This window comes from Palaeococcus pacificus DY20341 (assembly GCF_000725425.1).
Lineage (GTDB): Archaea > Methanobacteriota_B > Thermococci > Thermococcales > Thermococcaceae > Palaeococcus > Palaeococcus pacificus.
In genome coordinates this window covers 981,874-1,007,438 of record NZ_CP006019.1, presented here as the reverse complement: position 1 = coordinate 1,007,438, position 25,565 = coordinate 981,874, and the positions used below count along the sequence as shown (strand labels likewise).

The window sequence follows — 25,565 nt, the reverse complement described above, 5'->3', positions numbered from 1 at the left end:
CAAATTTATAAGTTTCCTTGAAAAGTTTAGTTTATGGCAAAGATTTTGATAACAAATGACGATGGAATACGCTCAAAGGGCATTAAAGCGGCTATTGAAGCCCTTCAAGGTCTTGGTGAGATATATGTTGTTGCTCCAATGTCCCAAAGGAGCGCAAGCGGTAGAGCTATGACCCTTCACAGGCCCCTTAGAGCAAAACATGTGAAGCTCGATGGTGCTGAGGCAGCTTATGCTTTAGACGGCATGCCTGTGGATTGCATAATTTTCGCTTTAGCTCGCTTTGGAGAGTTTGACCTCGTCGTAAGCGGCATAAATTTGGGAGAAAACATGAGCACCGAGATTACAATTTCCGGCACAGCCAGTGCAGCAATAGAAGCGGCAACCCATGGGATGCCAAGTATAGCCATAAGCTTAGAAGTGAACAGGGAAAAGCATAAATTTGGCAGCGGTGAGGAGATAGACTTTGAAACTGCAAAATTTTTCCTAAGGAAGATCGCAAAGGCTGTGCTGAAAAAAGGACTTCCAAGGAGCGTGGAAATGCTAAACGTCAATGTCCCTTACGATGCAACGGAAAAAACCCAAATAGCCTTTACACGTCTGGCTAAGCGCATGTATCAGCCTTCAATTGAAGAAAGGATAGACCCTAAGGGCAACCCATACTATTGGATAGTCGGCACACAGTGTCCTAGAGAAGTGCTGGAGCCAGGAACAGACATGTACGCGGTTAAAGTTGAGAGAAAGGTTAGCGTTAGTCCCATAAACATTGATATGACCGCTAAGATTGACTTCAACGAGCTGAAGAAGGTCTTAAAACTCTGAACTTTTTTAAACCCTTAACTTTTTAAAGCAGTGCCCCCGCTAATCCAGAGGGTGATAGCTTTGAACGTGGGGATTGTGAAGAGCTTTTTATATATGTATGCAGGTCTATTCGCAATCACAAATTCCATAGGAGCAGTGCCAGTATTCTTAAGCGTGACTCATGGGATTTCACTGAGAGAAAGGATTGAAGTGGCGAGGAAAGTTGGCACCACCGTAGTAGTGACGCTCACAGTGTTTGCTCTCATTGGGCAGTGGATATTCTCATTCTTCGGCTCAAGCGTCGATGCATTTTCAATAGCCGGCGGAATTTTGCTCTTTAAGATGGCGCTGGAAATGCTGAGCGGTGAGATTTCAAAGGTAAAGATGGGTGACGTTGAGGAAGAAGAGGCAGAGATGATAACCCTCGAAGATATAGCGATAATTCCACTGGGAATTCCCTTAATCTCCGGCCCGGGTGCAATAACCACAGTAATGCTTTATATGGCGAAGAATCAAGCCGTCTTAGAGAGAGCACTTGTATTAGTGACAATATTTCTAATAGGGCTAACAACATACTTCGTCCTTCTGTCGGCAGATAGAATTGAGAAAACGCTCGGAAACGTAGGAATCAAAGTGTTAACTAGAATGATGGGTTTAATATTGGCCTCAATGGCCATACAAATGATAATAAACGGCATCAAAAGCGCTTTTGGTATTTGAGCTGGGACATAATCCCGTCCCCACATCTTTTTACAAAGGCTGGCGAAATAGAGTCTTTGGCTGGGAGTGTTTTCCTGCTTTCTATCGGACATCCTCCAGAACTCCCCAAGTTCCCCTCGCACTCCAGCAAACCAGCAGAATGAAGATGTATTGGAACACTTCTTTTATCTCCAACATTAAGAAGCCCAAGAGTGTGAACCCTACCCACGTCTTTCAATTCTCTTAGAGTCTTATTGGAACTTTTCTTTTCCCTGAAACCCACCACCAAGCCCCAAGTCTTTCAATTCTTCTAAAGTCTTATTGGAACAGTTGCTCCACTGAACGATACAAGCTCAAATACACTCTTTCAATACTTCTAAAGTCTTATTGAAACACTGTGAAGAGGGATTTAACTGCCTCCACTCCATTTCTCACCTTTCAATACTTCTAAAGTCTTATTGAAACTTGACTACGAAACAGCCAAACAGCTGTTAATTAATACTTTCAATACTTCTAAAGTCTTATTGGAACAAGTCTATTTTCTTTGCAGGATAAGTAGGGTGCACATAAAATTTCAATACTTCTAAAGTCTTATTGGAACTTACACTTACTAACAACTCAATTGATCTTCCAAGGAAATTTCAATACTTCTAAAGTCTTATTGGAACTTACACTTACTAACAACTCAATTGATCTTCCAAGGAAATTTCAATACTTCTAAAGTCTTATTGGAACATCCTTAAATTCTTCCATGTATATCACCTTATCACTATTTCAATACTTCTAAAGTCTTATTGGAACCCCAAAGAAGCCCTTGTTTTCCAGTTTTCCCAAAGTTATTTCAATACTTCTAAAGTCTTATTGGAACTTCAGTAACCCTTTATTATGCCTTTAGCAACACAAATTTCAATACTTCTAAAGTCTTATTGGAACGCGGTTACCGTGAAATCTACTACCAAAGCGGTAGTCAAATTTCAATACTTCTAAAGTCTTATTGGAACTCAAGCTCCTCCAAAACCGAGATAACCTCAAGACCGATTTCAATACTTCTAAAGTCTTATTGGAACATATTGCCAATAAATCCCCGTCTTTCGATACTTGCAATTTCAATACTTCTAAAGTCTTATTGGAACACAATTTACAATGAGTTGAAGACTATTACACCCCTTAATTTCAATACTTCTAAAGTCTTATTGGAACCGGCTCAGTGGTTTACACTAAAGACAATAACGCAATATTTCAATACTTCTAAAGTCTTATTGGAACCTAAAAAGCGTTTTTTTCATACAAAATTAAGCACCATATTTCAATACTTCTAAAGTCTTATTGGAACTAAAGATAAATTGTAATGCTCCCCCCTGCAGGAATTGAATTTCAATACTTCTAAAGTCTTATTGGAACCATTAGCCTCTCCCAACTCCTCCCTAACTTTCTCTAATTTCAATACTTCTAAAGTCTTATTGGAACTCCGAAAGCTCCATATACGCCAGGCCGCTCAGGGTCAATTTCAATACTTCTAAAGTCTTATTGGAACAGACCAGGCTAATATCATCAAAACTAAGCATCTCATATTTCAATACTTCTAAAGTCTTATTGGAACCTGAAAATCGGTAGAATATCCTTGTTGTGCTTCGTAAAGTCATTTCAATACTTCTAAAGTCTTATTGGAACTTTCAGTGCCGCCGCTGTGGCCTTGGCGACAAAAATGATTTCAATACTTCTAAAGTCTTATTGGAACACTGCTGTCGAAAAGCTCGAGGTTGGAGGTCCTTCAAATTTCAATACTTCTAAAGTCTTATTGGAACCTCCACCCTGTCGCCTCGATGACGAGAAAGGGCACTGATTTCAATACTTCTAAAGTCTTATTGGAACTTAAGCTCCGTTGCTGTTAAAGCACGTTCTGCCAGCTCATTTCAATACTTCTAAAGTCTTATTGGAACTTAAGCTCCGTTGCTGTTAAAGCACGTTCTGCCAGCTCATTTCAATACTTCTAAAGTCTTATTGGAACAGGAGGAATTTTTGCTTTATTTTGCGTACAAAGTAAGTAGAGAGCTTAAAAGTTATAAGCATTTTGCCAAAGGGGTGAAAATTACACGCTTAAATGCCTCTATTCAAACCATTTTCACTATTCCAGTGCTCAAAATGATGCTTCAAAAATATCCTCTGAGAAGTTGCACAACATTGTTCATAAGACTCCCAAAGTTCCAACAAAGCATTAAATCCAAAAACCCCGTTTTTAAATTCTCGAAACTTAAAATGGCCAACTTCGCACTGGGAGCAGGGATAAGCAAAGCTTCCAAGTGCCCAGTTTCAAACATGTACGTTCAAAATGTTACAGATTTAATCAAAAACTATGACGAAAATCAATTTAATAACCTTGTATTATTAAAAACTTCAAAATCTTTAAAGAGTTTTTAAGCTTAAAAAAACAGACATTACAAATAATAAATCACGACAAAAAGCATTTTAACGTGATAGATACACACCCCACGAAAACCCAACCTTTTTAATCTCTCAGGGAGATGATATTATGGTGATTTTATGAGGGGAGATTTAATTAGAGTGCTAAGTGCTGTTGAAGAAAAAGCAAATGAGCTAAAGATGGATGGCTATGAGCCTGACTTAGTACTTTTTGGAGACAAGGCTTACGAATTTTTAAAAGAGCAGGTTACTGAGGAGTTCGGAGGAGAAGAGGGAATAACAGAGATTTCAGGGCTTAAAGTTAAACTCTTAGAAGAGCTTGGAGAGGATGCCGTAGTTATAGACAGCAAAGTCCTCGGCCTCGGATTGGGAGGAGCAAAAAGACTAAAGGTCATCAAGGATTGATGCCCAGTTTACTCCTTTTAAGTGTATACCCCTGTAAAATGAGCAGGCTCAAAGCTATAGCCATTATATCGGCCAAGCTGCCGGGGTTCCTTAAATCCCCTTTTTCTCTTAAGAATGCGTCAAACTCCTCTAAGCTCATCTCTTCATCCAAAACTGCCCTTGCTTTTTCCTGAACAAGCTTTGCCTCATCCAAACCAGCTTTTCTAATAATTAGCGTATCTTTTTTGCTTGCTAAAAGCTCTAAAAATGTCCTAACAACAGCGTCCTCAAGGTCAAGCTCTCCGGTAAGCTCTTTTAGCCTTAAGAACGTTTTATAGCTCAGCTCATAGCCGTTGAGCCACTCTCCAAATATAAGCTCCCTTTCCTGACTCATTTCAGCCAGGTCTTTTAGTGTTATCCTGTCCTTAAACAGCTCTTCAAAGACATTCTCATCGTAAACGTCATACTTAACACCGCTCTTGACGCCTTTTGGATTCGCTATTCTTATGGCCCTGTAAAACTCCATCGTATCTCTAACCGTTGATTGGTTTATTAACCTAACAACGACTTCTCTCGCATGATATATGTGCTTTGAGATTGTCAGTGCAGTGACGAGGGGAATTGAGAGCGTAATAACCCCAAAGTTTGGATTTGCATTCTGGGAAGCTTTAGAATTCTGTACGGCCCGCTTTATCATCTCCCCTATTCTCGCTTCACTAAATTCCAGCTCGCCACGCCTAAGCATTATGCCAACCTGAGTGGCTTCATATAGAATGTCAAGCGTGGCAACGTTACCAAAAAGAAAGTGGTAGAGTGTTAAGTCCTCAAAGTCCCTGTGTCTGCTCACATTCCCTGGTTTTGGAATAGCAACCTCCAAGAGCGGTCCCAAAGTAAAGGCCTTAATAATCCTCCAGCGCTCCATTATCTCCTCTCCACCACCACTTTGCCTATGACGTTCTCTATGACCAGATTTAAGGTTTTTGTCCCGTTTTCATTTGCGTTTATCTCAAGGCTCGCTAAAGAACCTTTGACGCTCGGTGAGACTTTGTACTCCGCGGGAACGTGGATATCGATGTCGCCTATCCCATCCCTCACGGTGAGTGTGGAGACATCATCAATGGAGATTATGAACCTGCCAACGGTGTTCTCCAGATAAACTTCATCGCTGGTTAAGTTGGAAATCTCAAAGTCCCCAACGGTGTTTTCTATGGTCAATCTTTCAAGCTCGTTCTCTAGGTTTATATTGTAATCTCCCACGGTGTTTGCCATCTCAATGCTTCTCAAATTCGCATCTCTTCCCACTTCCACGATAAGCTTCCCATTTTTATATCTCTCACATGCATTCGTGCACTTTATGCTTAATACTCCGCCTTCGTCTTTAACTTCTATTGGAAGATTGGAAATGACCTTTATCTCGTCTCCATCAGCGCTCATCAGCTTCATCTCAGCAGCAAGATTTTCTATCATCAGCGTGGATGCTTTAAAGCTCCCAAATGTGTGCATATCGCCTTCAATTTTTCCTTCAATGCTCCAGCCAACTGAGTACCACTTCCATTCCCCAGATTCCTCAGGAACGGCTATGTATAATGCAAGATAAAGCACGAAAATTACTGCTATAGCGGTTCTCCAAGTTCTGTTTTTTGAGAGAATATACAGCCCAAAGAGAATCAAGGCTACGCCTAAAAAGGATGCCCTTATGTATCTAGCGTATGGAGCCAAATAGTTATACACTTCAGGATAAAATACTTTCAAAAGTATCAAAAGACCTATAAAAGTCAGAAAGAGGCCCAAAGCTTTTCTCATCTTTCATCCCCTCACCAGCAGGTATATGCCAAATAGTATGAGCACCAGAGCTGAGAGGACCTTAAACGAGAACCAAGGCATAAAGATGTTCAAGTTGCTTGCTATTAGGGCAAAACCAAGGAGTATAAGAATCAGCGCAAAGAACTTAGTATCATCTTTCTCCGCAATTTTAATATTCTTCAGCTCTTCAATGTCCTTTTTAGTAACGCTGTCTATAGTTTCATCAACTTCTTTGATTATTTTTTCTACTTTACCAGGGATTTTTTCGAAAGTAACTTCCTCTCCCGGTTCTTCGGGCATAACTATTGCCAGCAAAAAGTATAGCAGTATAGCGGTTCCAGCGCTTGCAATTAGCAAAAGGATATAAATTATCCTGATAATCGTTGGATCTATTTCGAGATACTCTGCAATTCCCCCCAACACTCCCAAAAACATTCTCTCTTTTTTGCTTCTGTAAAGCCTTTTTCCCATTTTTTCACCCCAATTTCGGTTATGTGTTCAAAGGTTAAAACCCAACCGGTTAGTCCTAACCATTAGGCATCTATCAATAATAAGACAAAGTCGGGACATATAACTTTTACGCAATGGAAAAGTTAAAACACAAAAAGAGCATGGAGAAATCATCTGAGCAACTTCACAAACTCTCCCATCCAAGCGTACAAATCTCCAGGATGTCTTGAGCTAACCCAATTACCATCAATAACGACTTCACTATCTATGTACTCCGCTCCAGCGTTTATTAGATCGTCCTTAATAGTTATCACGCTCGTTCCCTTTCTTCCTTTGAGCACACCGGCGGAAATCAAAATCTGTGGGCCGTGACATATTGAAGCAACAGGCTTTCCATCCTCAAACATCTTTTTGGCAATTGCAACAGCCTTTTCATGTATCCTAACAAGCTCAGGCGCCCTTCCTCCCGGCAAAACGAGAGCATCAAAAGCGTCTGGATCAACTTCATCGAAAGTGAAATCAACTTTTACAGAATAGCCATGTTTTCCGGTTATGTAGTCCTTTTTGTTGCTCGCTATGAAGACTTCATGCCCTTCCTCTTTTATGCGGTGGAGAGGATAGAACAGCTCTAAATCCTCAAATCCGTCCGCACTTAAAAACAACACCTTCATCTCAACACCTCCATAATAACGTTCAAATAGAATTAGAAAAAGAACAGTTATAAGCATTTCCATTCATAAAAGGTCAAAAGTGAGTAATTAAAGGGGAAGCTCAGTTGTCTCTTTATGTGCTTTTAAGACCACCATCGTGTGAGTTGCTTCAACTCCTTTAATTTCCCCAATCTTATCCAAAAATGAATTGAGCTCATCGCTGCTCCTCGTTCTAATCTTCACTACCATGTCATAGTTTCCAGTCGTTTCATAAATTTCCACAATTTCAGAGTACTTCATTAGTTCTTTTGCAACTTGAGCATACATACCAGCTTTTGATTTTATTAGAATGAAAGAGAGCATAGTAAAGCCCAACGCCTCTGGATTCAAGATTACCGTGAATCTCTCTATAACTCCATTGTCTTTAAGCTTTTTAATCCTCTCATAGATGGTTGACTCAGCTAAACCAACTGCTTTTGATATCTCTCTGAGAGGGGTTCGACTATTTCTCTGAAGGATCGCCAAGATCTTTTTATCAATCTCATCAAGAGTGGCCCTCATGACATCACCTGTCTAAAATTTTTCGATAGACTTTATAAATTTGGCGCAAAGTGATTACCATAGGTTTATAAAAAGGCTCGAGTTAAGAGTAATGGCGAGGGAAAGGGGGTGTTGAAATGCCCACCAACGTCACTATAGAGTACCTAAAAGCCGAAGAGGAGTACAAAGAAGCAAAGACAATTCCTCAAAAGATAAGGGCCCTAGAAAAAATGTATGCTACTGTTCCAAAGCACAAGGGAACAGAGAAGCTCAGGCTTCAAATCAAGCGCAAGTTAGCGGAGCTTAGGAAAGAACTAGAAAAACAGCAGGCCCAAAAGAAGGGTGGGGGATACTCTTTTAGCGTTAGAAAGGAAGGTGCTGCTCAAATAGTTCTCGTAGGATTACCCAATGTTGGAAAGTCCTCCCTTCTCAAGAAGCTCACCAACGTAGATGTTGATGTTGCGGACTATGCTTTTACAACTGTTGAGCCAATTCCCGGTATGATGTTCCATAAAGATGTTCAAATTCAGCTCGTTGAGGTTCCCGGACTCGTTGAAGGTGCTGCTTTGGGCAAAGGTATGGGAACTCAGCTTTTGGCCGTAATTAGAAACGCAGATGCCATAGCTATTGTAGTTGACCTTTCTCAAGATCCAATTAAGCAGATGGAGATACTCTTAAAGGAGTTTGAGAGAGCAGGGATTAAAGTAAACAAGAGAAAGCCTAGGATTGAGATAAAGAGAACCTCCATGGGCGGTATTGTCATCAACGGTCAGGAGCTTATCCAAGGAGACATAAGTGAAGTTATGAAAATGCTCAGGGAAGAAAAGATACACAGTGCAGAAATTACCGTTAAAGAGCCCGTGACTTTAGAAGACTTCTCTGAGGCCCTTGACAACAGCCTGGTGTGGAAGAAAGCCATAATCATTGCGAATAAAGGAGATGCTCCGGGGAGCAAGGAGAGATACGAGAAGCTTGTGGAGGCTTATGGCGAGAGGTTTAGAATAATTCCAGTTTCGGCTAGAAAGAAAATAAAGCTCGGAGATTTAAAAGAGACGCTCTATGAGCTCGCTGGTATTGTGAGAGTGTTCACAAAGTCTCCCGGTGAAGAGCCCGCATATCCTCCAATCCCAATGAAAAAAGGTTCAACAGTAATAGATGTCGCTAAAAAAGTCCACAAGGACTTTGCAAAGAACTTTAAGTATGCAAGAGTTTGGGGAAAGAGCGTGAAGTTCCCCGGCCAGAGGGTAGGTGCAGAGCACGTTTTGGAGGATGGCGATATAGTGGAGTTCCACATTAGGTGAGATCCTTTAGTTTAAATTTATCTCCAGTTAAGCTGTCCATGATATATTTCTCTCCCTCCTCTTCAAATATCCAAAAAACTTTGTACACTTTTTCTTCCTTAATCATTTCAATTCTCGGTGTCCACCAGGAAATAACCCTTAAGTTTCCCCACTGGAAAGCGCTTTCAAGAGCTTTTTCTCGTGCCTTCTCTTTATTTACAAGTTCCTCCATGATTTGATCCTCTCTTACATTCCACTCCTGAATTTCAATGAATCCATCTCCCCTCTCTACACCAAAGCGATAACAATCAACATAGGCAAAGTAATCAAACTCTTTATCTTCCCTCCCAATACGTTTGTAAAAGAGTTTCAAATGAAATACATAATATGGATATAATATAAAATTAGCCGGTTCTTCTGGTTTGAAAATAGGCCTCATAACTTTAACCTTCATCATTTTATCACCTCTTAAATATTGTATTGGCAAATTTAAAATATTATCTATGAAGTGTGTTTCACAAATTTTTGGCATAATTCTCCAAAGGCCAAGGAAATAACTTTATATATATCAACCACCAAAAAACACAATGCAGTACTATAGTGCTGCATTATGTCCTTGGAGGTGAAAACATGGGGCTTAGTGGAGCAGCTTGGGCAACGCTGATTATCCCGACCATTTTGGGAATTTTGGTAATGGTGCTGTATGGCTATTGGGACAAAATAACTGGAAAAGAGTACTATGTGGACGATGAGATTTTGGCCTACGACGAAGACCTTGTTAAAGAACTACAAAAGGAGGGTAAAGCATGAACACCGGTGTTTTGCTTGGATTTTTGGTATATCTGGGTATTTTAGCTTACATCGGTTGGTGGGCTAATAAATACACTAAGACTGAAGACCAGTATTTCGTCGGTGGAAGAAAGGTTCACATATTGGCTGCTTCTCTTAGCGATAAAGCAAGTGATTTCAGCGGTTGGTTAATGCTTGGTTATCCCGGTGCGGCGTTTAAAGCAGGTCTTGGAGCGTTTTGGGCAGCGATTGGATGCCTCTTTGGAACCTTAGCAGATTATGTTTTAATCGGACCGAGGCTTAGAATCTATGCAGGTAAATTTAGAGCAATTACGGTTCCAGACTATATCGAAGCAAGGTTAAAAGATGACACTAAGCTAATAAGAGTGATAGGTGCTTTAATTATCCTTGTTTTCATGACAGCTTATGTTGCCGCTCAGTTCGCAGCTGGTGGTAAAGCACTCGCCGAAGCATTTGGAATAAATGTTAATACTGCAATATTAATAACAGTGATAATCTTGACAGCTTACGTTATTACAGGAGGATTCTTCGCCGTTGTTTGGACTGATGTCGTTCAAGCATTATTCATGTTATTAACATTGATAATCGTGCCCTTCTTAGCATTATCGAAGGTTGGAGGACTTGAAAAAGCCACAGAGATAATGAGTCAAGTTGATCCCAATCACATTCATCCATTTGGAGGCGCAGCTGGGGTAGCAGCTTTAATATTTGCTATAGGTTATGCATCATGGATAGTTGGCTACCTCGGTCAGCCCCACATAGTCACGAGGTATATGAGCGTTGAAGACCCAAGAAAGCTTAGGAGGCCCGGTATATTCATAAGCGGCATTTGGACCATCATTGTCCTATGGGGAGCTTTCTTTGCAGGATTTTTAGGATTTGCAATGGTTAAGGGAGGAATACTACAAGTAAGCGACCCAGAGAGAATAATCCCCGCAATGGCTCTTGAGTTAATGCCCTCTTGGATAGCAGGTTTTATCATAGCGGGTATAATCTCAGCCATCATGAGTACGGCAGATTCACAATTGCTTGTAGCTTCTTCAGCAGTTTCAAGAGACCTATACCACAAAGTGCTCGGAAAAGAGCTCGGAAAGAAGCAAATGGTCAACATTGGTAGGATTGTAGTCCTAGCGATAGCCATCTTAGCTATGTATTGGGCTATGCGTGGAAGTAAAATAGTCTATCAAATGGTAGCAACAGCTTGGGGAGGATTAGCCGTTGGATTTGGGCCAATTTTAACACTCAGCCTCTGGTGGAAGCGCGTTACAAAGGAAGCAGGAATCGTTGGAATGGCTTATGGTCTGCTCTCAGAAGTCCTCTTAGAGGCTAAGATATATGGATGGGCATTCCATTCCGATGCACCAGGAATATTTGGAACAATCGGCGGCTGGTTCCAAGATGTGCCAGTGTTCTTCGTGAACTTCTTCATAACGCTCTTGATAATTATCATAGTGAGCTTACTTACAAAGCCACCAGAGGATGTCGTTGAGACCCACGAGAAGCTCTTTAAGAAAGTTCCAATTGAAGGCGGAAAGAAGAGCATCATGGAGACAAGGGCAAAGAGCCAAGTTGAAAATGTAGCTGAGTTTGTTAAAGCTGCTGGACTTGTTTGATTTCTCTGTTTTCTCTTTTCTTAACCTTTAGTTTAAAACCTAAAGTTTTAAGATTAAAGTTTATAAGCATGAGATGATATTTTATTGATGTAAAAACTTGAGCATAGGTGAAATACTATGAGGCCCTTTGACTTATACGAAAAAGACCCTTCTAAAAAAGTGACAATCTATTTTGAAGGAAAACCACTGGAAGCATATAAAGGAGAACCCATTGCAATTGCCCTTTTGGCGAATGGAATAAGGTGGATTACACTAAGCGGTGGTGGAAGGAAGAGAGGTGCTTTCACATTTGGCCCAGCGTTGGTTACTATAAATGGCGTTAAAAATCAAGATGCACGAAAAACTAAGGTTAAAGAAGGCATGAAAATTGAAATGCAGAGCTATATGGAAGGACTCCAAGAAGTTCCCGGTGCTGGAGGCGGCGTGGAGCGTCATGTAGCGGATGTTGTTGTAATAGGGGGAGGGCCCGCGGGAATAGGCGCAGCTTTAGAAATCCAAGAGAAGCTCAATGTTGTAATAATAGAAGAAAAAGGGGCTTTAGGAGGAGAGCTCAGAAGAAGGAGCACCCCAATTGAGGGTTTTGGTGGAAAAGCACCCAAGATGGTTAAGAAAGAGCTCGTGGAAAAGCTGAACAGGGTTAAGACTTTTACAGGGACGACTGCTTTAGGAGTTATTAGAGATGGAGACTTTTTCTTAGTTGTAGCTGCAAGGGGAGATAAGCTTTTTGAGATCACAGCCAAGAGAGTTATTATAGCCGTGGGTGCAATACCGAACTACATTCTTTTTGAAAACAATGAGATGCCAGGGATTTTCCGTCAGGATTTCGCGCTAGAGGTCATCAATGTTTGGGGAGTTAAACCGGGGAACAGAATAGCCGTTGTTGGAAGCCACACTCAAGAAATCGTTAGAGAGCTTGAAAACGCAGAACTAGACTTCATAGTCATTGAAAAGCCCATAGTGAGGGCGGAAGGAGAGAATAGTGTTGAGATGGTTGTTGATGAGGATGGCAATGTTTACGAGGTGGATTCCATCATAATCGCCGAAGGCGTGAGGCCGGATATAAACTTAGCCCAACAGGTGGGAGCAAAAATAAAATATGTAGAAGAGCTTGGTGGATATTTACCACTTAGAAATTCTAAGAATGAAGTTGTTGATGGTATTTACATTGCAGGAAGTGCTTCTTGGGTAAAGGGACACTATGAGAACTACTTGGAAGGAAGATTGGTCGGAGCGTACATTTTGGAGTCGTTTGGCATAGAGAATAGAAGCAAAGAGCTGAAGGAAGAGTTCTTGGAACACGTTAAGGATAAGGCAGCCTTATTGGAGGAGGTGAGATTATGATAAAGATTGACCTCAATAAGATTGACCCCGAGAAGACCTTCGTATGCGGATGTGACGTAACGCTCAAGGACATATTAGACGTTGTTGATCAAGGAATAACTGATTTGGAGATAATAAAGCGCTTAACCCACGTTGGAATGGGCTTCTGCCAAGGGAGGTTTTGCATAGTAACGGCTGCCGAAATTATTAGCAAGAGGACTGGAAAGAAAATGGAAGAGATAGCCCTCCCAACCGCAAGGATGCCGATTAAGCCAGTAAAGATGAAGGTGGTCAGCGATGAGTGAGATAACAATCATAGGCGGCGGCATTATTGGGGCAACTTTAGCTTATGAGCTCGCAAAGAGAGGTGAAAATGTTATAATCTTGGAGAAGCGCTTCATTGGCTCAGGCTCAACTTTTAGGTGCGGAACGGGAATAAGGCAACAGTTTGGCGATGAAGCCAATATCCAGGTGATGAAGCGTTCAGTCGAGCTTTGGAAAAGATATAGCGAAGAGTTTGGGTTCCCCTTTAAGCAAACGGGCTATCTGTTTTTGCTCTATGATGAAAAAGAAGTTGAAGAATTCAAGCATAACATAGCTCTCCAAAACAGGTTTGGCATTCCCACACGACTCATAACTCCAGAAGAAGCCAAAGAAATAGTGCCTCCTCTAAACACAAAGGATGTTTTAGCGGCCTCATGGAATCCAACTGATGGAAAAGCCGATCCTTTCAAGACCACCATAGCCTTTGCCCAAGAAGCTAAGAAGCTCGGAGCAGAGATACACGAATACACTGAAGTTAAGGACATCGTTATGGAAAACGGTGAAATAAAGGGTGTTAAGACTAATAGAGGTCTCTTCAGGACAAGTATAGTAATCAACGCTACAAATGCATGGGCTAAGCTCATAAATGCCATGGCAAAAGTTCCGATCAAAATCCCTATTGAGCCCTACAAGCACCAAGCGGTTATCACTCAACCATTAAGACAGGGACAGATTAATCCAATGGTTATATCCTTTAAGCACAACCACGCCTACCTCACTCAAACGGCCCATGGAGGAATAGTAGGTGGAATTGGGCTTGAATACGGCCCTACTTATGATCTAACATCAACTTATGAGTTTGTAAAGGAAGTCAGCAAGAACTTTATTAAAATAGTCCCCGCTTTAAAGGATTTGCTGATACTTAGAACGTGGGCTGGTTTTTACGCAAAAACACCCGATAGCAATCCTGCAATAGGTAGGATAGAGGAGATAAACGACTACTATATTGCTGCTGGATTCTCTGGCCACGGCTTCATGATGGCTCCTGCCGTTGCAGAAGCTTTAGCGGAACTAATAACGAAGGGCAAAACCAAATTACCGCTCTGGTGGTACGACCCCTATCGTTTCGAGAAGGGCGAGCTCAGAACCAAGGCAATTCAAATGGGATGATGCCCGATCAGGGTTTATCCCCCATTTTTATCTTTGCTTTTTGTAGTAATCTCTCAAAGTTAGTGAGCTCAGCACAAGCAAAACACTGCACGATGAACCGTAGAAAGTGCTTTTCTAACCAAAGGTGCATAACATTTCTATGAAAAAACACTCATAAAGCTATTCACATCTATTTACATTGGTGAAAGTCTATGCGCCTCAATGAACATCCTATTCTAAACTTCGATTATAGACGGGGCAAGAAAGTAACGATATACTTCGAAGGACAACCGATAGAAGCATACGAAGGGGAAACAATAGCAATGGCGCTTCATGCGGCAGGAATTTGGGTGTACAAAACGAGCGAAAAGAGGGAAAGACCGAGAGGACTCTTCTGTGCAATAGGGAAGTGCTCCTCTTGTTTGGTTGCAGTCAATGGAATTCCAAATGTCCGCTCTTGTATAACATTAGTCGAAGAGGGCATGAGGATAGAGAAGCAGGTGGACAAGCCAAAGCTGCCAAGAGACGCTAAGCCGCCGAAGTGGAAAGATGCTCAAAAAGTGAACGCCGATATAATTGTGATAGGAGGAGGGCCAGCTGGCCTAATGGCAGCAATAAACGCAGCCGATGCTGGTGCAAAAGTTGTATTGCTCGATGAAAACCCCATGCTCGGCGGTCAATTAGTTAAACAGACGCACAAGTTCTTTGGAAAGAGGGAGCAGTTCGCTGGAGTTAGGGGTATTAAGATAGCAGAGATACTTGAAGAGGAGCTTAAGAAGCGGGAGAACATTGAAGTGTTTATGGAGACTTCAGCTATAGCAATGTTTCAAGATGGGGAAGAAAAGCTCGTTGTGGCAGTCAAAAAGAATAAGGAGCTTATGGAGTTTAGGGGAAAAGCTGTCGTAGTGGCTACAGGAGCTATGGAGCGCATGATTCCTTTTGAGAACAACGATTTACCCGGAGTTTACGGCGCTGGAGCAATTCAAACTCTAATGAACACGTATGGGGTAAAACCAGGAGATAGAGTTTTAATAGTTGGTGCTGGTAATGTGGGCTTAATTTTGGCATATCAACTTGTACAGGCAGGTGTTGAGGTTAAAGCAATAGTTGAGGCCATGCCAAAAGTTGGAGGCTATTTCGTTCACGCTGCTAAAGTCAGACGCTTGGGGATTCCAATTCTAACGAGACATACTATTCTAAGAGCCGAGGGGAAAGAGAGAGTAGAGAGAGCGGTTGTTGCTCAGCTAGACGACAATTGGAAGCCAATACCGGGAACGGAGAAAATCTTTGATGTCGATGTAATAGCCCTGGCTGTCGGCCTTAGGCCGAGTATAGAGATTCTCCATCAAGTGGGATGTCAAATAATCTACGCTAGGGAGCTTGGAGGGCACGTGGTGTGCAGGGATAATAGGATGGAGACGACAATAAAAGGGATCTTTGTCGCAGGTGATTCTGCGGGGATAGAAGAGGCAACAACGGCCATGCTTGAAGGTAAAGTCGCTGGAATTGCTGCGGCATTGAGCATAGGTGTAGCAGCTCCCGAGTGGCTAAATGAAATTGAGAAGGCCCAGGAAGCGCTAAATGAATTTAGGAGTGGCCCATTTGGAAGGCACGTCCTTGAGGGCCTGAAGAAGGTGGTGATAAAATGAGCGAAATCCCGCACTTTCTCCGTGAGGGCTATCTAACGGTTGAGGAACTCAAAAACTATGTCGGGCTTCCAAGTGAAGAGCGTTTAAGAGCTAAGCCCGTTGCGGTTCCGGAATGTCCTCAAGAAATCCCATGTACTCCCTGTAAAGAAATTTGCCCCACTAACGCGGTTCTCATGGAAAACCCAAATGCGGTTCCAAGAGTTGATTACGAAAAGTGCATCGGATGCTCTTTGTGTGTTCAAATCTGCCCCGGATTGGCATTTTTCATGGTTCACTATTTGGGGGATAAAGCAAGGGTTACAATGCCCCATGAGCTCCTGCCGGTTCCAAAGGTCGGTGAAGAAGTGGTTCTCTTAAACAGGGAAGGAAAAGAGGTTGGAAGAGGAAAAGTAGTTACGCTGATTCCAAGAGAGAGGAGCAAGGGAGATACGCCGATAATAACTGTGGAAATGCCGTTGGAGCTCGCTTGGGATGTTAGGGCTGTTAGAGTTAGGGGGGAGTAGCATGGTCAGGATAATCTGTCGGTGTAATGAGGTAACAGTTGAGGAAATCGAAGAACTCATCGAGCAGGGAATCACCGATATCGAAGAGATAAAGCGTATTCTAAGGATTGGGATGGGACCATGTCAGGGAAGGACGTGTCTACCGCTAGTAGTCAGCATTTTGGCTAGAAAAACCGGAAAGAGCGTTGAGGAGATTAAGCTTCCCGCGACGAGAATTCCCATAAGACCCGTTCCAATAGGTATTTTGGTGGGTGAGATGAATGAAGACTGACGTCGTTGTCATTGGCGGTGGAGTTATAGGGCTTTCAATAGCCTACAACTTAGCAAAGCTTGGGGTTAAATGCGCTGTGTTTGAAAAAGGCTACCTCGGAAATGGCTCCACTTTTAGATGCGCTACTGGAATTAGGGCCCAGTTTACTGATGAGGCCAATATAAAGCTCATGAAGTACAGTGTTGAGAGGTGGAAAAAGCTTAGCGAAGAGCTCGAGTATGATGTAAACTTTAAGCAGACTGGATATTTATTCTTGGCAACGAGTGAAGAAGAAATCGAGGCTTTTAAGAGGAACATAGCTTTGCAGAATAAATTCGGTGTTCCCACGAGGCTCATAACTCCCGAAGAAGCCAAAGAGATAGTTCCCCCTCTAAACACGGAGCCATTTTTAGGAGGAGCTTGGAATCCAGAGGACGGAAAAGCCAACCCATTCAAGACGGTTTTTGCTTATGCAGAGAAGGCCAAAGAGCTTGGGGCTGAAATTTATGAATACACTCCTGTGGAGGACATAATTGTAGAGGACGGCAGTGTTAAGGGAGTGAAAACCTCCAAAGGCATCATAAAAGCAGATGTTGTTGTAAACGCGGCTAACTCTTGGGCGCCCCTCATAAACGAAATGGCTGGTTTAGATAGGGATTTCATTCCAATAAAAGCTTACAAACACCAGCTGATAAAGACTGAACCCCTAGCGCCAGGTCAAATTGAGCCCCTCGTCTGTCCGCCAGCGTGGAACGACTCATACGTCATTCAAGACGGCGAAGATGGGGGAGTTATATGCGGCTCTGGAATTGAGAGCGTTCCAAAGAACTTAGACGATGTAAGCCCCACATACGACTTCATGCGTGGTGTCCTGAGGTGGGCCACCCAAATAGTGCCTGCTCTAAAGTATGTCCATGTTCTAAGACAGTGGGCCGGTTTTTATGCAAAAACGCCCGATAGCAACCCAGCTATTGGAAAAATCAACCACTTGGAAGGCTTTTATATTGCTGCTGGGTTTTCGGGCCACGGCTTCATGATGGCACCAGCTGTTGGAGAGGCCATGGCAGAGCTGATAGCTAAAGGAAAGAGCAAAGTACCTCTCGATTGGGAGTGGTACGACCCTCACCGCTTTGAGCGCGGCGAGCTTAGGAGCTCAGCCTTCCAGATTGGGTGAGCTTTTTCTCCATTTATTTTTAAGCTTCACAGCATTTATAAAGTGTCGAGAAGTATCAATTCTCAAAGCTTAAACCCATGAGTGATGCCCATGAGCGACTACTTTCCCTACGGAGAGCTTAGGCCCAATCAGAAGGAGTTCATAAAGTTAGTGGATGAAGCAGTTAGGAATGGAGAAAACATCATAATAGAAGCTCCAACAGGTTTTGGAAAGACAATCAGCGTCTTGGCTGGAGTTTTGCCCTACGCTAAGCAGCTGGGATATAAAGTGCTCTATTTGGCTAGGACGCACAAGCAGATGGATAGGGTCATTGAAGAGCTAAAGGCAATAAATGCAAAAACTCCCGTAAGTGGCGTTGGGTTTAGGAGTCGAAAAGACCTCTGCCTTCACACATACATTCTCAACTTTGCACCCGATGCCTACAACGCTATGATAGTTTGTAAAAACCTCAGGGAGCTTAAGAGATGTAGCTTTTATGAGAACGTCAAAAAGAAAAAAGAGGAGTTCGATGAGATTGCCAACTACTTTTTGGGAAACCCTTCTGAGCCTGCAGAGATTTTAAAGTACTCCGAAATGCTTGATTTTTGTCCTTATGAGCTTACCCGAAAGGTTGCCTTCAAAGCGGACGTCATAGTGGCAAGCTACCTCTATATGATAAGCCCGCCAATTAGAGAGAACTTCTTGAAGTACTTTGATCTCGATACGTCTGACCTGATAGTCATCTTTGATGAGGCTCACAACCTCCCCAACCAAGCCATAAATGCTTTAAGCGATAAATTAAGCATCATCAGCATTTCAAGGGCTATTAAAGAGGCTGAAGAGTACAACGAGCATGAGATAGCCAACTTTTTGAGCGTGTTCTTGAGAGGTGTTGAGAAGCTCTTTACCGAGAAGCTTGAGGCCTACAGCATTGAGGAAGTGCCTATAACTCCAGAATCCCTATTCGTACACCTCCACGAGGTGCTAAACATAAACTCCCGCTTCCTTATTAAGTTCCTCAATGAAATGGTGGAAGTAGGGGATGCAATTAGAGAGGACAAGATAGAGAAGAATAAACCCCCCCGCTCTTACATAGGCAGGGTTGGAGAGTTCCTCCTTTCATGGATTATGCTCAAAGATAGGGAAGACTATCTATTTATGCTGAGCCGAAACAATGGCTTCTTCCTTGAGCTCGTTGCTTTAGACCCTTCAAAGGCTCTTGAGCCAATTAAAAACGTCCGCTCAGCCATATTCATGTCAGGGACTCTCTCACCGATGGAAGCATTCAGGGACATTATGGGCATCTCAGGAAAGCTGAAGAAGTTTCCCCGCATGATCAAGCGTGAAAACGCGCTAGTTTTAGTTGCCAAAGATGTTTCTACGAGAGGAGCAGAGAGGAGCATGGAGAACTATAAAAAAATGGCAGACTACATAGTCGAGGCATCAAAGCTAATCCCAAAGAATGTCGGCGTTTTTACCGCATCTTATGAAGTATTGGAGGGATTAATCTCGGCAAATCTGCCCCTGAGGATCCAGGAAGAGGTTGGAAAGAGAGTATTCATTGAGAAGAGAAACGCTCCATCCAGAGAAAACGATCGTATGGTAAGGGCATTCAAGGAGGCATCAAAGGAGGAAGGGGGAGTTTTACTAGGTGTAATGGGTGGAAGGAACAGTGAAGGGCAGGACTACGTAGGCGATGAAATGAACGGAGTCGTTTTGGTTGGAATTCCATATTCACGACCTACTTCAAGAGTTGAAGCCCAAATAAGGTACTTTGAAAAGAAGTTCCCCAATAAAGGGCGCTACTACGGTTATTATCTGCCGGCCCATCGAAAATTGGCCCAAGCCGCGGGCAGAGTTCACAGGAGCGAGGAGGATAAAGGAGCAGTGGTTATTTTAGATTACAGGGCTTCTTGGGGAAACATAAAGAGAGATCTGCCAGACTGGATGGTTGATTCAATGCGCGTGGTAAACCTCGAAAGAATGAAGCTCTATTTGAAGAGGTTCTACAAATGAAAAAAGAAAGAAAAATCATTCTCTCTTTCTTCTCATGAGCAATGGTACTAATGCTAAAGCTACTATCGCAGCTGGACCGCATGTTCCCTTTTCTTCGGTGGTTGTTGTGCTTGGGCTTGGGGAGGTCGTTGTGCTGGTAGTTGATGTGGTAGTGGTTGTAGTAGTTGTGGTAGTCGTTGTAGTTGTGCTTGATGTGGTTGTGGTGCTTGAAGTTGTCGTGGTAGTGGTGGTTGTACTTGATGTTGTGGTGGTCTGTGGGCTTCCAATAACCTTCTCGGCGGTAGCTTTGTTACCGTTGAAGTCTATTGCAACGGCCCTGATTATGAAGTCCTCGCTATCAACGCCGTCCACCTGGGCGAAGAAGTAGTCACTGTTGGGGTCTCCCTTCGTCGGGATCGCCGCGTACTTTTTGACTTCTCCATTGACAATTATCTCAACGTAAGTGTCTTTAACTCCAATGTTGTCGCTGGCTTTATAGTAAACCTTGAAGGGCTTACCTGCCTTTATCTTTGATGGCGAGGTATAAGCTATCTTTACAGCAGGCTCTTGGTTGTCGGGAGCTTTGCTCACCACTAATTGGTGCTCTCCAAGAGGAACTGTTATCTCAAAGAGCATGTAGTGCTTATCTCCAATTGTCCTCTCACCTAAGAGCTTGTAATCAATGTCTGTTGCATCTTCATCCACTTTAGCTCCTTCTGGAGCAACTAAAACGAACTTCCCGCTTATCTCCTTGTATTCGTTAATGAATTTAACCCCGCTTCCGTCTTCACCTGTTTTTCTAAATACTATGAACTCCTGTGGGACTGGGAGTGAGCTTAGAGGTCCAAATATTGTGCCAAACATGTCTTCAATGTATGGCAACTTGACGTTGCCGTTCTCATCTATCTCAACTATCCTTGAGCCATACCAGTTGTCCTCTTCCCTCTTATCCGGGGCACCTGTAGTAGTTGATGTAACAAACCAGTGCTCATTTCCATTTTTATCCTTATAAACCTGGACATAGTCGGCGTGGACGTGACCGCTGAGGACGAGCTTAATGTTGTATTTCTCCACATCCTCAAGGAAGCGCTTTGCAATCTCCTCACTTGTCCTTTCAGGGCCGCCAATCCAGTAGTAGCTTACCCAAGGAGCAATAGTGTCCCAGTCGTCAGCAACGCTGTAACCTTCAATCCTTCCGCTCCTTCCCTCGGGGGTCTTGTACCAATAGGGGTGGTGCACTAAAATAATTGGTATCTTATCTGGATTCGCCTCTAAAACGCTCTCCATCCACTCCAATTGGCTCATATCTGGGTGTGCTTGATCTCCGTGAGAATCTAAACCTATTATGAGGAATTTCCCTATGGTTATGTTAAAGTCTGTCAATCCAATGAGCTTTGTGTAATAGTTCGGTGGGTCATCGTGGTTTCCTTTGACGAATATTACTGGCTTTCCAGTAGCAACGGCATTTTCTATGGTATCCACTAGAAGTTTGTAACCACCGATATCCCCAGCAGTGTCTACCACATCACCGGTCGCCACAATTAGGTCTACATCACTGCTCATAGCACCGTAAGTTAAAGCGCTGTCCGTTGCAAAGTAGCTCTTCAGGGGAATGGCATTTTCTCCACACTTGTCCAAACTCCTGCAGAATTTTTCACCGCTAACGTATCCTACTTTGGATCCGCTTGTGACGTGCAAATCGCTAACATGCCAAATTCTGAGAACCTTAGGATACTCATCATAAACAACAACGCCGTTTGGTATTACAGCATCTCCTTTATTTGACTCCACCTGAAGGAAGTAGCTCCCCGCAGGAATGTCACTAGGTATCCTAGCCACAATAGTGTTTCCATCTTTTTTGATAATTTCAAGGTCGTAAGGGCCGTCTAGGATCGAGACAATTGAGAGCTTTGTAATTTCTACCCCTTCAACAGTTTGAACCATTATAGTTTCTCCGGGCTTTGCTATTGCGGGACTTCCCGTAGCTGGAAACTTTAAAACGTCGCTTGGAAATATCTCAGCCCTTACTGGGTTTACTTGAACTAAAGAAAACATCATCAAAGCTAAAATTAAGGCCATTGCCTTCTTCATGGTATCACCAACAAAAAAATTAGCGGCCATAAGATATAAGGTTTCCTCTTTACGGTGCTCAAATTTGAGTATTAAGTGTTCCAGCGCATTGATATGAAGCTCAGACCTATTATTTTTTCCGCAAGTTCATTTTTACCGCCGAATCGTCTGTATTGTTGATAGCGCTTCCAAATTTCCCCATAGATATTCCTTGCAAGCTCAACTTTGTTCTTTCTTGTTGCAACAAAAAGCCTCGTTAGATAAACCGCCATCTCAAGAAGTGCATAATCTGCCCTACTTAATGGCCTTATTGGGAGAGGAAAAAGCTCTTGATAAATGGGGGTTAGTGAGCACTTTAAAACCCTGACACATCCAAGCTCGTCGCTCCACTCCTCCTCACTCCATTCAACTCTACCCTCTATCGCGGGAAGTCCTTTAACTCTCTTCAGCGGAATTTTTTTAGCCATCTCAAACTCCACTTCAACAGGGAAGTTTAGAGCACTCTTAACTAAAAGCTCAACATCTTGAGTAATTTGAATCACCGCATAGGGATGCTCTTTTATTTCTCGGGCACTTTTCCCGCCAAAGAGCTTAAAATAAAGCTTATCACCCCTTCTAACGACTCCAACAGGAGTTAGATTGGATTTGGTGAGAAGCAAAACCTCGTAAACTTTCCCTTCTTCAAACATCTCGAGCATACAACCACCATAAAAAAGAATAAGAGGCTACAGATTTTGTTTGGGCAGCACTAAGATGTCTTCTCTGTTTATATAGAAAGTGACTTCTCCCTGTGGCCTTAACTTCTTAATGTCTTTATCACCTATTGTTCTTGAGATGATTCTTGTATTTCCGAACATTCCCACGACTTCGATGAAGAAGCCGTAGTATTCTATAAGGTCGACTTTTCCTGTAATAGATACTGCATTATCAACAGGGTGAAGGTTTATGCGCTCCGGCCTTATTACGATGACTACATCGTCGCTTTTCTCAGTATAAGTCAATCCATCGATTCTATAGCTTTCAAATTCAACGCTGACTTTGTCTCCTTCCCTATCCACAACTTTTGCTGGAACGACGTTCGTCTTGCCCATGAATGATGCAACGAATTCTGTTCTTGGCTCTTCGTATATCTCCTTTGGCGTTCCCACCTGCTCAACAGTTCCAACGTTCATGACCGCCAGTCTATCGCTTATTGCCATTGCCTCTTCTTGGTCGTGCGTAACGTAGAGCACTGTTATGCCAAGCTCCCTTTGAATTCTCCTTATTTCAGAACGCATCTCAAGTCTAAGCTTTGCATCCAAGTTTGAGAGTGGCTCATCCAAGAGGAGAATTCTTGGCTCAACAACTAATGCCCTCGCTATCGCAACTCTCTGCTGTTGTCCACCGCTCAGTTGTGTAGGATACCTATCCTCAAAGCCTGTCAATCTCACCAACTCAAGCGCCCACTTAACTTTTTGGTCAATCTCTTGTTTTGAAAGCTTCTTTAACTTTAAACCGTAAGCTACGTTATCATAGACGCTCATGTGAGGCCACAATGCGTAGTTTTGGAAAACCAACACTGCCCCTCTCTCACTTGAACTCATGTATGTGACGTCATCTTGGTCGAAGTGGACTGTACCGCTGTCTGGGAAATCCAGCCCCGCAATTATCCTCAAAGTTGTTGACTTACCACATCCACTTGGGCCTAAAAGTGTAAAGAGCTCACCGTGCTTTATTTCTAAATCAATGCCTTTTAATGCGACAGTTTCGCCAAAGGTTTTAACAATATTTTCGAGCTTGACGCTAACCATTTCCCTCACCTCATGTCAAACCTATGAATGAGTACCTCTGCTTAGTTATCATGTTGACGAGCACAATTGCGATTATCTGCACTATAATTAAGAGCAGACCTAAAGCCGCCACCACATGGACGCTACCCACTCCGGACATCATAACGTCCGCCATATACGCCGTCATAGGCTGTCTCTCTGTAACGAGAGCACCTAATGTGATACTTGTGCTCGTCTCACTCATTGAGTAGACGAAGCTCAACATAGCTCCACCAAAGACGTTTAGTGATATCAATGGCAGGAGAACACCTGAGATTGTCTTCCATCTAGATGCACCAAGATTCATTGAAGCCTCTTCTAGCGATACATGAACTTGTTGTAGGCCAGCGAAGACGGAACGGGCAGCAAAGGGAAGACGTCTGATGGAGTACGCTATTATAAGCACTAATGCAGGGTTGAAGTTTATGCTAATGGGATCCAATATTGTGTTTGGGAAGAGTGAAGAGAACAAGTAGAAGTATCCCATTGCCACGACTATACCCGGAACTGCCATTGGCAGAATAACTATACTTTCTAACACTGGGCTCAGCGCTCCCTTGAATCTCCCAGCGGCATAAGATGATGTTACTGCAAGGAGGATTATCATTATAACTGCTGCCCCTGCATATGTCAGACTATTGATAATAGCACTCCTCACCTCAGGTTTTATTATCATTTCCTTTATCCAGTTCAAGGTAAGACCATTGGGCAGAACTGTTACACTCCATTGTTTTGCAAGGGATAGCATGACGACACCAATTTGTGGGAATATTGTGAAGAGAAGCATTGGTAGGAGCAATGCATATATCAACACTGCTTGCCAGGGTTTTGGCTTGCTAACTCTTGGCTTCCACCTTCCACCTTTGCTCAGCATTGCATATTGTCTCAAGCTCACATATTTTCTAATACCCAGGAATGCCAAAATAGCTAACGCTAGCATTATGATGGAGAGTGCAGCAATTTCAGGACTTCTTTCTCCAAACTCACCCAAGAATTTGCTGTAGATTTGGAATGACATGAGCTTCTTTGCCAATGGATCACCGTGGAATACAATCGGGGCTGCCAAGTCCTCCAAACTAAAGATGAACACTAACGTAGCACCCGCTGCTATACCCGGCAGTGCTAGCGGAAAAGTAACTGTTCTAAAGAGATGTAGGCTTTTACTTCCCAAGTTTTCAGCTTGCTCTTCTAAAGTGGGATCTATGTTTATAAAGCTTGCATAAGCATTCAAATAGACTATCGGATAGTATGCCATCGCCTGTGCTATTGCCACACCCACTAGACCGTCTACTTTAATCCTAAATGGAAGCAGATGAAGTATATCGTGGAGAATGTAGTTAACAATACCATACTCAATAAACATCCTTTTAATTACATATGCATTTACGAATGGAGTAACCAAGAGGGGAACAAAAAGAGCTATTCTAAAGAAGTTCTTACCTCTAAAATCGTATCTTGCCATCACAAAGGCGAAAATTGTTCCCAAAAGAGAAGCCAGTATTGTCACAATACCAGAAACGAGCAGTGAGTTTACAATGACTCCAAAGTCAATGCCACGTAAGAGATATACTGTTTCTCCTGTTGCAGTAATCTGTTTATTCACGAAGTCACCCTGTGGAGGAAATTGAACATAGTAACTTGAACTTAAAATGTTCTTAAACCAATGCAGTGACGGTGTTCCTTCATAGCTAAAGGCGATTAAGAGCATTGTTACCACAGGCACTATTAGAAATATTGCCAGATAGATTAGAGGAAATAAGTATGAAAATGCTACTAACGGTTCGAATAATGGTGTACCAAACAACTTCTCACTCCACTTACTCACTTTTGCCACATTTAGCACCTCCCCTTTGTTAAACGCACTTCTCGTTAATTACATTTACGGTGCTTACCTCTTCAAGAAGGACATTTAAATAGTTTACCGTTCAAAAATAGGCAAGAAAAAGTAAAAAGAGG

At 42.7% G+C, this 25,565-nt stretch carries 24 protein-coding genes and 1 CRISPR repeat array; of the genes, 14 read left to right on the top strand and 10 right to left on the bottom strand.

Annotated elements, in window-relative coordinates:
- The first annotated feature begins 33 nt into the window (after nt 1–33).
- The 3 genes from surE to PAP_RS05540 all read left to right on the top strand — a co-directional run bounded on the left by surE (nt 34) and on the right by PAP_RS05540 (nt 4,323).
- Nucleotides 34–819 (top strand): 5'/3'-nucleotidase SurE, encoded by a 786-nt coding sequence (gene surE, locus PAP_RS05555; RefSeq protein ID WP_048165070.1) that lies wholly within the window; start codon nt 34–36, stop codon nt 817–819.
- A gap of 93 nt (nt 820–912) precedes the next feature.
- Nucleotides 913–1,518: a neutral amino acid NAAT transporter SnatA gene (snatA, locus tag PAP_RS05550; RefSeq protein ID WP_048165963.1), complete on the top strand. Its 606-nt coding sequence runs from the start codon at nt 913–915 to the stop codon at nt 1,516–1,518.
- 210 nt (nt 1,519–1,728) lie between these two features.
- A CRISPR array of direct repeats spans nt 1,729–3,505; the repeat unit is 30 nt; unit sequence ATTTCAATACTTCTAAAGTCTTATTGGAAC.
- 533 nt (nt 3,506–4,038) lie between these two features.
- Nucleotides 4,039–4,323, top strand: a complete 285-nt coding sequence (locus tag PAP_RS05540) for a family 4A encapsulin nanocompartment shell protein (protein ID WP_048165068.1) — start codon at nt 4,039–4,041, stop codon at nt 4,321–4,323.
- Here PAP_RS05540 and PAP_RS05535 read toward each other — a convergent pair.
- The 5 genes from PAP_RS05535 to PAP_RS05515 form a co-directional block, all read right to left on the bottom strand.
- Complete coding sequence (locus tag PAP_RS05535; protein ID WP_048165067.1) at nt 4,313–5,224, bottom strand: triphosphoribosyl-dephospho-CoA synthase; 912 nt, start codon at nt 5,222–5,224, stop codon at nt 4,313–4,315. The two genes, PAP_RS05540 and PAP_RS05535, sit on opposite strands and share 11 nt — an antisense overlap.
- The gene (locus PAP_RS05530) at nt 5,224–6,105 is read right to left on the bottom strand and encodes a DUF4097 family beta strand repeat-containing protein (RefSeq protein WP_048165066.1); all 882 of its coding nucleotides are present in this window, start codon (nt 6,103–6,105) and stop codon (nt 5,224–5,226) included. Before PAP_RS05530 ends, PAP_RS05535 begins: the two co-directional genes overlap by 1 nt.
- A 3-nt stretch (nt 6,106–6,108) precedes the next feature.
- Complete coding sequence (locus PAP_RS05525) at nt 6,109–6,576, bottom strand: PspC domain-containing protein (RefSeq protein ID WP_048165065.1); 468 nt, start codon at nt 6,574–6,576, stop codon at nt 6,109–6,111.
- A gap of 149 nt (nt 6,577–6,725) precedes the next feature.
- Complete coding sequence (gene pfpI, locus PAP_RS05520; RefSeq protein WP_048165064.1) at nt 6,726–7,226, bottom strand: deglycase PfpI; 501 nt, start codon at nt 7,224–7,226, stop codon at nt 6,726–6,728.
- Between the two features lie 87 nt (nt 7,227–7,313).
- Entirely contained in the window at nt 7,314–7,766 is a 453-nt protein-coding gene (locus PAP_RS05515; RefSeq protein ID WP_048165063.1) for an Lrp/AsnC family transcriptional regulator, read from the bottom strand.
- 116 nt (nt 7,767–7,882) lie between these two features.
- On the opposite strand from PAP_RS05515, the gene PAP_RS05510 reads away from it, so the two are divergent.
- Entirely contained in the window at nt 7,883–9,046 is a 1,164-nt protein-coding gene (locus tag PAP_RS05510; protein WP_048165062.1) for an OBG GTPase family GTP-binding protein, read from the top strand.
- Here PAP_RS05510 and PAP_RS05505 read toward each other — a convergent pair.
- Nucleotides 9,039–9,482 carry a hypothetical protein gene (locus tag PAP_RS05505; protein WP_330217297.1) on the bottom strand — a complete coding sequence of 148 codons (444 nt, stop codon included), beginning with the start codon at nt 9,480–9,482 and terminating at the stop codon, nt 9,039–9,041. The two genes, PAP_RS05510 and PAP_RS05505, sit on opposite strands and share 8 nt — an antisense overlap.
- 173 nt (nt 9,483–9,655) lie before the next feature.
- Here PAP_RS05505 and PAP_RS05500 point away from each other — a divergent pair, with 173 nt between their 5' ends.
- The 10 genes from PAP_RS05500 (at nt 9,656) to PAP_RS05455 (ending at nt 19,752) form a co-directional block, all read left to right on the top strand.
- Nucleotides 9,656–9,835 carry a hypothetical protein gene (locus PAP_RS05500; protein WP_048165061.1) on the top strand — a complete coding sequence of 60 codons (180 nt, stop codon included), beginning with the start codon at nt 9,656–9,658 and terminating at the stop codon, nt 9,833–9,835.
- Entirely contained in the window at nt 9,832–11,448 is a 1,617-nt protein-coding gene (locus PAP_RS05495; RefSeq protein ID WP_048165060.1) for a sodium/proline symporter, read from the top strand. The genes PAP_RS05500 and PAP_RS05495 overlap by 4 nt, the downstream gene beginning before the upstream one ends.
- Nucleotides 11,449–11,565: 117 nt before the next feature.
- A complete protein-coding gene (locus tag PAP_RS05490) occupies nt 11,566–12,789 on the top strand; it encodes an FAD-dependent oxidoreductase (protein ID WP_052649084.1) in 1,224 nt (407 codons plus the stop codon).
- Nucleotides 12,786–13,073: a (2Fe-2S)-binding protein gene (locus PAP_RS10410; RefSeq protein ID WP_048165059.1), complete on the top strand. Its 288-nt coding sequence runs from the start codon at nt 12,786–12,788 to the stop codon at nt 13,071–13,073. The genes PAP_RS05490 and PAP_RS10410 overlap by 4 nt, the downstream gene beginning before the upstream one ends.
- Nucleotides 13,066–14,202 carry an NAD(P)/FAD-dependent oxidoreductase gene (locus PAP_RS05480; RefSeq protein WP_048165058.1) on the top strand — a complete coding sequence of 379 codons (1,137 nt, stop codon included), beginning with the start codon at nt 13,066–13,068 and terminating at the stop codon, nt 14,200–14,202. Before PAP_RS10410 ends, PAP_RS05480 begins: the two co-directional genes overlap by 8 nt.
- A gap of 191 nt (nt 14,203–14,393) precedes the next feature.
- Nucleotides 14,394–15,830: an FAD-dependent oxidoreductase gene (locus PAP_RS05475; RefSeq protein ID WP_048165057.1), complete on the top strand. Its 1,437-nt coding sequence runs from the start codon at nt 14,394–14,396 to the stop codon at nt 15,828–15,830.
- Nucleotides 15,827–16,333: a 4Fe-4S binding protein gene (locus tag PAP_RS05470; protein ID WP_048165056.1), complete on the top strand. Its 507-nt coding sequence runs from the start codon at nt 15,827–15,829 to the stop codon at nt 16,331–16,333. Before PAP_RS05475 ends, PAP_RS05470 begins: the two co-directional genes overlap by 4 nt.
- Nucleotide 16,334: 1 nt before the next feature.
- On the top strand, nt 16,335–16,604 hold the full coding sequence (locus PAP_RS05465) for a (2Fe-2S)-binding protein (RefSeq protein WP_048165055.1): 270 nt from the start codon (nt 16,335–16,337) through the stop codon (nt 16,602–16,604).
- Complete coding sequence (locus tag PAP_RS05460; protein WP_048165054.1) at nt 16,594–17,757, top strand: NAD(P)/FAD-dependent oxidoreductase; 1,164 nt, start codon at nt 16,594–16,596, stop codon at nt 17,755–17,757. The genes PAP_RS05465 and PAP_RS05460 overlap by 11 nt, the downstream gene beginning before the upstream one ends.
- A gap of 90 nt (nt 17,758–17,847) precedes the next feature.
- Nucleotides 17,848–19,752 (top strand): helicase C-terminal domain-containing protein, encoded by a 1,905-nt coding sequence (locus PAP_RS05455; protein WP_048165053.1) that lies wholly within the window; start codon nt 17,848–17,850, stop codon nt 19,750–19,752.
- A gap of 15 nt (nt 19,753–19,767) precedes the next feature.
- Here the strand turns inward: PAP_RS05455 and PAP_RS05450 are convergent, their stop codons facing one another.
- The 4 genes from PAP_RS05450 to PAP_RS05435 form a co-directional block, all read right to left on the bottom strand.
- Entirely contained in the window at nt 19,768–21,822 is a 2,055-nt protein-coding gene (locus PAP_RS05450; protein ID WP_048165052.1) for a metallophosphoesterase, read from the bottom strand.
- 71 nt (nt 21,823–21,893) lie between these two features.
- Complete coding sequence (locus PAP_RS05445; protein ID WP_048165051.1) at nt 21,894–22,499, bottom strand: DUF447 domain-containing protein; 606 nt, start codon at nt 22,497–22,499, stop codon at nt 21,894–21,896.
- Between the two features lie 27 nt (nt 22,500–22,526).
- Nucleotides 22,527–23,591, bottom strand: a complete 1,065-nt coding sequence (locus PAP_RS05440) for an ABC transporter ATP-binding protein (protein ID WP_048165050.1) — start codon at nt 23,589–23,591, stop codon at nt 22,527–22,529.
- Nucleotides 23,592–23,601: 10 nt separating this feature from the next.
- Nucleotides 23,602–25,443 carry an ABC transporter permease gene (locus PAP_RS05435; protein ID WP_048165049.1) on the bottom strand — a complete coding sequence of 614 codons (1,842 nt, stop codon included), beginning with the start codon at nt 25,441–25,443 and terminating at the stop codon, nt 23,602–23,604.
- Between the last annotated feature and the right edge of the window lie 122 nt (nt 25,444–25,565).

Excerpts from the sequence above, each read along its gene's own strand:
- PAP_RS05465 (WP_048165055.1), top strand. The coding sequence starts at position 16,335 with ATGGTCAGGATAATCTGTCGGTGTAATGAGGTAACAGTTGAGGAAATC.
- PAP_RS05490 (WP_052649084.1), top strand. The coding sequence starts at position 11,566 with ATGAGGCCCTTTGACTTATACGAAAAAGACCCTTCTAAAAAAGTGACA.
- PAP_RS05450 (WP_048165052.1), bottom strand. The coding sequence starts at position 21,822 with ATGAAGAAGGCAATGGCCTTAATTTTAGCTTTGATGATGTTTTCTTTA.
- pfpI (WP_048165064.1), bottom strand. The coding sequence starts at position 7,226 with ATGAAGGTGTTGTTTTTAAGTGCGGACGGATTTGAGGATTTAGAGCTG.
- PAP_RS05440 (WP_048165050.1), bottom strand. The coding sequence starts at position 23,591 with ATGGTTAGCGTCAAGCTCGAAAATATTGTTAAAACCTTTGGCGAAACT.
- PAP_RS05475 (WP_048165057.1), top strand. The coding sequence starts at position 14,394 with ATGCGCCTCAATGAACATCCTATTCTAAACTTCGATTATAGACGGGGC.
- PAP_RS05500 (WP_048165061.1), top strand. The coding sequence starts at position 9,656 with ATGGGGCTTAGTGGAGCAGCTTGGGCAACGCTGATTATCCCGACCATT.
- PAP_RS05495 (WP_048165060.1), top strand. The coding sequence starts at position 9,832 with ATGAACACCGGTGTTTTGCTTGGATTTTTGGTATATCTGGGTATTTTA.
- PAP_RS05455 (WP_048165053.1), top strand. The coding sequence starts at position 17,848 with ATGAGCGACTACTTTCCCTACGGAGAGCTTAGGCCCAATCAGAAGGAG.
- PAP_RS05510 (WP_048165062.1), top strand. The coding sequence starts at position 7,883 with ATGCCCACCAACGTCACTATAGAGTACCTAAAAGCCGAAGAGGAGTAC.
- PAP_RS10410 (WP_048165059.1), top strand. The coding sequence starts at position 12,786 with ATGATAAAGATTGACCTCAATAAGATTGACCCCGAGAAGACCTTCGTA.
- surE (WP_048165070.1), top strand. The coding sequence starts at position 34 with ATGGCAAAGATTTTGATAACAAATGACGATGGAATACGCTCAAAGGGC.
- PAP_RS05525 (WP_048165065.1), bottom strand. The coding sequence starts at position 6,576 with ATGGGAAAAAGGCTTTACAGAAGCAAAAAAGAGAGAATGTTTTTGGGA.
- PAP_RS05535 (WP_048165067.1), bottom strand. The coding sequence starts at position 5,224 with ATGGAGCGCTGGAGGATTATTAAGGCCTTTACTTTGGGACCGCTCTTG.
- PAP_RS05530 (WP_048165066.1), bottom strand. The coding sequence starts at position 6,105 with ATGAGAAAAGCTTTGGGCCTCTTTCTGACTTTTATAGGTCTTTTGATA.
- PAP_RS05505 (WP_330217297.1), bottom strand. The coding sequence starts at position 9,482 with ATGATGAAGGTTAAAGTTATGAGGCCTATTTTCAAACCAGAAGAACCG.
- PAP_RS05480 (WP_048165058.1), top strand. The coding sequence starts at position 13,066 with ATGAGTGAGATAACAATCATAGGCGGCGGCATTATTGGGGCAACTTTA.
- PAP_RS05540 (WP_048165068.1), top strand. The coding sequence starts at position 4,039 with ATGAGGGGAGATTTAATTAGAGTGCTAAGTGCTGTTGAAGAAAAAGCA.
- snatA (WP_048165963.1), top strand. The coding sequence starts at position 913 with ATGTATGCAGGTCTATTCGCAATCACAAATTCCATAGGAGCAGTGCCA.
- PAP_RS05470 (WP_048165056.1), top strand. The coding sequence starts at position 15,827 with ATGAGCGAAATCCCGCACTTTCTCCGTGAGGGCTATCTAACGGTTGAG.
- PAP_RS05515 (WP_048165063.1), bottom strand. The coding sequence starts at position 7,766 with ATGAGGGCCACTCTTGATGAGATTGATAAAAAGATCTTGGCGATCCTT.
- PAP_RS05460 (WP_048165054.1), top strand. The coding sequence starts at position 16,594 with ATGAAGACTGACGTCGTTGTCATTGGCGGTGGAGTTATAGGGCTTTCA.
- PAP_RS05445 (WP_048165051.1), bottom strand. The coding sequence starts at position 22,499 with ATGCTCGAGATGTTTGAAGAAGGGAAAGTTTACGAGGTTTTGCTTCTC.